The 4,208-nt window shown below is 39.8% G+C and carries 5 protein-coding genes; 2 read left to right on the top strand and 3 right to left on the bottom strand.

Going from position 1 to position 4,208, the window contains the following annotated elements; translation table 11 throughout:
• A partial coding sequence (locus E1176_RS04860) for a C40 family peptidase (protein WP_155209444.1) occupies positions 1 to 549 on the top strand: 549 nt, incomplete at its 5' end.
• Between the two features lie 50 nt (positions 550 to 599).
• A complete protein-coding gene (locus tag E1176_RS04865) occupies positions 600 to 1,106 on the top strand; it encodes an HNH endonuclease (RefSeq protein WP_155209445.1) in 507 nt (168 codons plus the stop codon).
• On the opposite strand, the gene E1176_RS04870 is transcribed toward E1176_RS04865, so the two are convergent.
• The 3 genes from E1176_RS04870 to E1176_RS04880 all read right to left on the bottom strand — a co-directional run.
• Positions 1,103 to 2,452, bottom strand: coding sequence for a sensor histidine kinase (locus E1176_RS04870; RefSeq protein WP_155209446.1), 1,350 nt, complete (start codon positions 2,450 to 2,452; stop codon positions 1,103 to 1,105). The genes E1176_RS04865 and E1176_RS04870 overlap by 4 nt on opposite strands.
• Positions 2,442 to 3,833, bottom strand: coding sequence for a sigma-54-dependent transcriptional regulator (locus tag E1176_RS04875; RefSeq protein WP_155209447.1), 1,392 nt, complete (start codon positions 3,831 to 3,833; stop codon positions 2,442 to 2,444). The genes E1176_RS04870 and E1176_RS04875 overlap by 11 nt, the downstream gene beginning before the upstream one ends.
• A gap of 12 nt (positions 3,834 to 3,845) precedes the next feature.
• Positions 3,846 to 4,208: transposase (locus E1176_RS04880; RefSeq protein WP_155209448.1), on the bottom strand; the 363-nt coding region annotated here is incomplete at its 5' end.

Consider the following 4,208-nt stretch of genomic DNA (forward strand, 5'->3'; position numbering starts at 1 on the left):
TATAAGATATGTACGGATCTTACATCTAGTATCTTATATAAAAAGCACCATATTCATATTGTAATAGGTAGTGTGTTGCCTATCTCAACCAATGAAATTTTTAAAGTTGAGGAGCAGCTAGCCTTTAATGGTGAGGCTAAAAGTTTAAGCCAGAAAAGAGAATTTGAATTCCTTAAGGAGCTGGCTTGTAAATACATTAATTCTCCTTATTTGTGGGGTGGCCGCTCACCTTTTGGTATCGACTGTTCTGGTTTTAGCCAAAATGTTTTTAGAATGTCTGGTTATAGCCTGCCAAGAGATGCCAGACAACAAATAAGTCATGGAGAAGTCATAGCAAGTTTGCAAGATAGCGAGCCTGGTGATTTGGCTTTTTTCAATAATTCAAACGGGGCTATCAACCATGTGGGTATCGTTTTTCCTGAAAACAAGATAATACATGCCTCAGGTAGGGTGAGGGTAGATGACCTGACAGAAGGAGGTATTATTGACCATGAGAGTGGTCAACAGACCCATCAGCTAACAGCTATAAAAAGAATACTTAAAAATTAATTCACATAACCATAATTGCATTCAAACTCAATAGGTTATATATTAAGAGGATGAATCGCAAGGTATTGGTTTTAAACGCGGACTTTAGTCCGATATCTGTTTGCACTGTGCAGCGAGCATTTTTGCTCAATTACCTGGACAAAACAGAATTGGTGAGTCCTGCCAATGGCTACAAGTTGCGATCGGTAAGTCAAAGCTTTCCTATGCCGGCTGTGATACGGTTGAGAAAGTACGTAAACATACCTTACAAAGGCGTAAATCTCACCAGGCAAAACGTCTTTAAAAGAGATGCCTTTGTATGCCAATACTGTGGCACTACCAAAGATTTAACACTAGACCATGTGACCCCAAGATCGAGAGGAGGTCGGTCATCATGGAATAACCTGGTGACGGCTTGTAAGAGGTGCAATACACAAAAAGGTGACTCATTGCCTGATGAGATGGGGATAAAGCTCAAGACCAAACCCTTTAAGCCTTCTTATGTGATGTTTCTCAGAGATTACTCTGGTTTTCATTGCGAAGAGTGGCGGCCTTACCTCAAGGTAAAGACTGGTTAGAAGATCAGAATAAACTTCGTATACATACCCAGTTCAGAATCTACCGTAAGTGTGCCATTGTGTAGCTGCATAATCTGCCTGGATAAACTCAAGCCGATGCCGGAGCCTCTTCGCTTGGTAGTATAAAACGGAATAAAAATTTGCTCCAAGGCTTCCCGGGCAATGCCTTGCCCATTATCGATAACCTCAATTCTCGGGTTGTTTTCTTCGTCAATGAAGCTCTTGATGGAGATTGATGGTTTATTTTGATCGTCTAAAGCTTCCACAGAGTTTTTTACCAGATTAATTAAAATTTGTTCAATGAGTTCTTCGTCAATGTTCAACTCCATGTCTTCAGGTGTTACTTCACAGTTAAAATTTATATCTCTTACCCTTAATTCGGGCTTCATGAGATGGTAGACATGATCGATAAGCAGCTTTACTGATATTGGCTTTATTTTAGGAAGCGGTATTGAAGTGTAATCACGGTAAGCATCAATAAACCTTATCAGCCCCTGACTACGCCCCTCAATAGTGCCTAGTCCTTCTTGTAGGTCGTCTACAGCTTCAGCATCAAGCGCATAATTATTACCATTAGGCGTGAGGTCTTCAACTAGAATATCCTTCATAGTGGAGGTAAGAGAAGCTATGGGTGTGATGCTATTCATAATCTCATGTCTCAATACTTTAGTCAGGTTTTGCCATGCTTCCAGCTCTTTCTTTTGTAGCTCAGGCTGAATGTTTTGCAACGCCACCAACTTTATCTTTTTGCCTCTGAGTATTATTTCCGTGGCATGTACAGCCAACTGCAACTCACCCTCTACCTTAAATAAGGTACTCTTGCCAGTGGGTAGGTCAAAAAGTACTTTATAGAGTCTTGACTGATCTTCAATCAGCTCTTCTATGTTTCTGATTTTATCGGTTTTAAGAAATTTTTTGGCAGTAGCATTTATCAACTCTACATTGCCGGCCTGATCAAACGAAAGTAAGCCTGTACTCACATGTTCTACAATGGTATTGAGGTATTGGAGATGTTCCTCTTTCTCGGAGCGTGCCTTTCTAAATGCCTCTAAAACTTCATTAAAAGCAACATTTAGGTCTTTGAAACTTTTGCCTAGTTTATTGTCTGAAGAAAAGCCAGAGGCAAAATCTGAATATTTCACAGATTCTAAAAATCTCGTGAGCTTACGGTTGGTGCGCGAGATGAAACGGTACAACTCCAGCAGCTCGGCCACCACCATAGCGCCAACTACCAAAGAAGTAATAAACAGTTCGGGGTTTAAGAGGGTATAGCTAAGTAGGCTCATGGTGGAGCCAATCAGTATCACCCTTAAAGCAACCCTTACTCTAAAATCTCTAAAGCCCATATTTTTCTAATCTCCTGTAAAGAGAACTGCGTGTAAGCCCTAGCTCAGAAGCTGCCTGTGTGATATTTCCATTATACTTTTTCAACACCTTCCTAATTAAGATTTTCTCTACGTCCTCAAGTTTAAACTGATCCAACGTCACATTCTCAGAGTCGAGGTTGTTTTGCTGCTGGGCGTTAAAGTTAAAATCCTCTGGTTGTAAAACCTGTGAATTACTCATAATAATTGCTCGTTCCAGCGCATGTTGTAGTTCTCTAATGTTGCCTGGCCAATGATGCTTTTGCATACGACTAACCACGCTATCGCTAAGTTTGCTAACGTTTTTGTTGTATTTAGAGGCATAATGCTTGAGGAAATGATCAGCCAGCAGCGGTATGTCTTCAAGTCGGTTTCTTAAAGGAGGGAGCTCTATTTCAATTGTATTAATTCGATATAAAAGGTCTTGCCTAAACCTGTTCTCTTTTACCATTTCGTATAAAGGCATGTTGGTAGCGCAAACTAATCTTATATCGATATCAACCTCCTTATTGGAGCCAACCCGGCTCACCTTTCTATTTTGCAGAACAGTGAGAAGTTTGGCCTGTAAAGGCATAGATAAATTGCCAATCTCATCTAAAAACAAAGTGCCTCTATTGGCGATTTCAAACCGACCGGCACGATCCTCTTTTGCATCTGTAAATGATCCTTTTTTGTGTCCAAAGAGCTCACTTTCAAACAGTGTTTCACTTACAGAACCTAAATCAACATTTACAAATACTTCATTTTTCCTGGGAGAGTTATTGTGGATTGCTCTTGCTACAAGCTCTTTTCCGGTACCGTTCTCACCCAGTATAAGTACATTGGCATCTGTTACCGCCACCCGATCTATAGTTTCAAATACTTTTTGAATGGCAGGACTCTGGCCAATAATATCATCGTACTTATTATTGATCTTGAGGTTGATTTCACGCTGTTTACTTCGCAGATCTTCCACCTCTAGTTTGGTTTCTCTGAGCTTCATAGCAGAAAACAGGGTGGCTAGTAATTTTTCGTTTTCCCAGGGTTTGAGCACAAAATCTGTGGCCCCAGCCTTAATGGCTTTTACGGCCATTTGTACATCACCATAGGCAGTGATAAGCACAACTACAGAGGATGGGTCTATTTCCAGAATTTTTTCTAACCAATAATAGCCTTCTTTTCCACTGCTTACGTCTTTGGTGAAGTTCATGTCAAGCAAGATGACATCATACTCTTCATTATGAAGAAGATTAGGTATGGCTTCTGGGTTTTTCTCAAGATCGACCTGAGCAAAATGTCTCTTTAAGAAAATTTTTGCTGCTTTGAGTAAGTCTTCATTGTCGTCAACGATGAGTATTCGTCCTGTTTTTGTCCTTTCTGTCATAATTATGCTTTTTTAGTTTTCGACCCATTCGAAGAGATACCTGTTGTCATATCGGATGTTGAACTTCTCTAAGAAAGTGACATACTCTTCTTTAAATGTTTTTGTATGATGTTGTTCTTGATTCAATATATACTCTATAACATGTTGTATTTGAGATTCAGAATATGTGAAGGCACCATACCCTTCTTGCCATGCAAATCTGCCAGGGGTCCATTTTTTATCATTTATAAATTTCGAAGAACCAGCTTTTATATCTCTCATGAGATCAGCTAGGGCAATGGACGGGTTGAGACTCAGTAAAATGTGCGTGTGATTTGGCATGCAGTAAATTGCCAATAGCTTTTGGTCTCTATTACTTACAATACCTGATATAAA

Source organism: Fulvivirga aurantia (genome assembly GCF_009711475.1).
GTDB classification, from domain to species: Bacteria; Bacteroidota; Bacteroidia; order Cytophagales; family Cyclobacteriaceae; genus Fulvivirga; species Fulvivirga aurantia.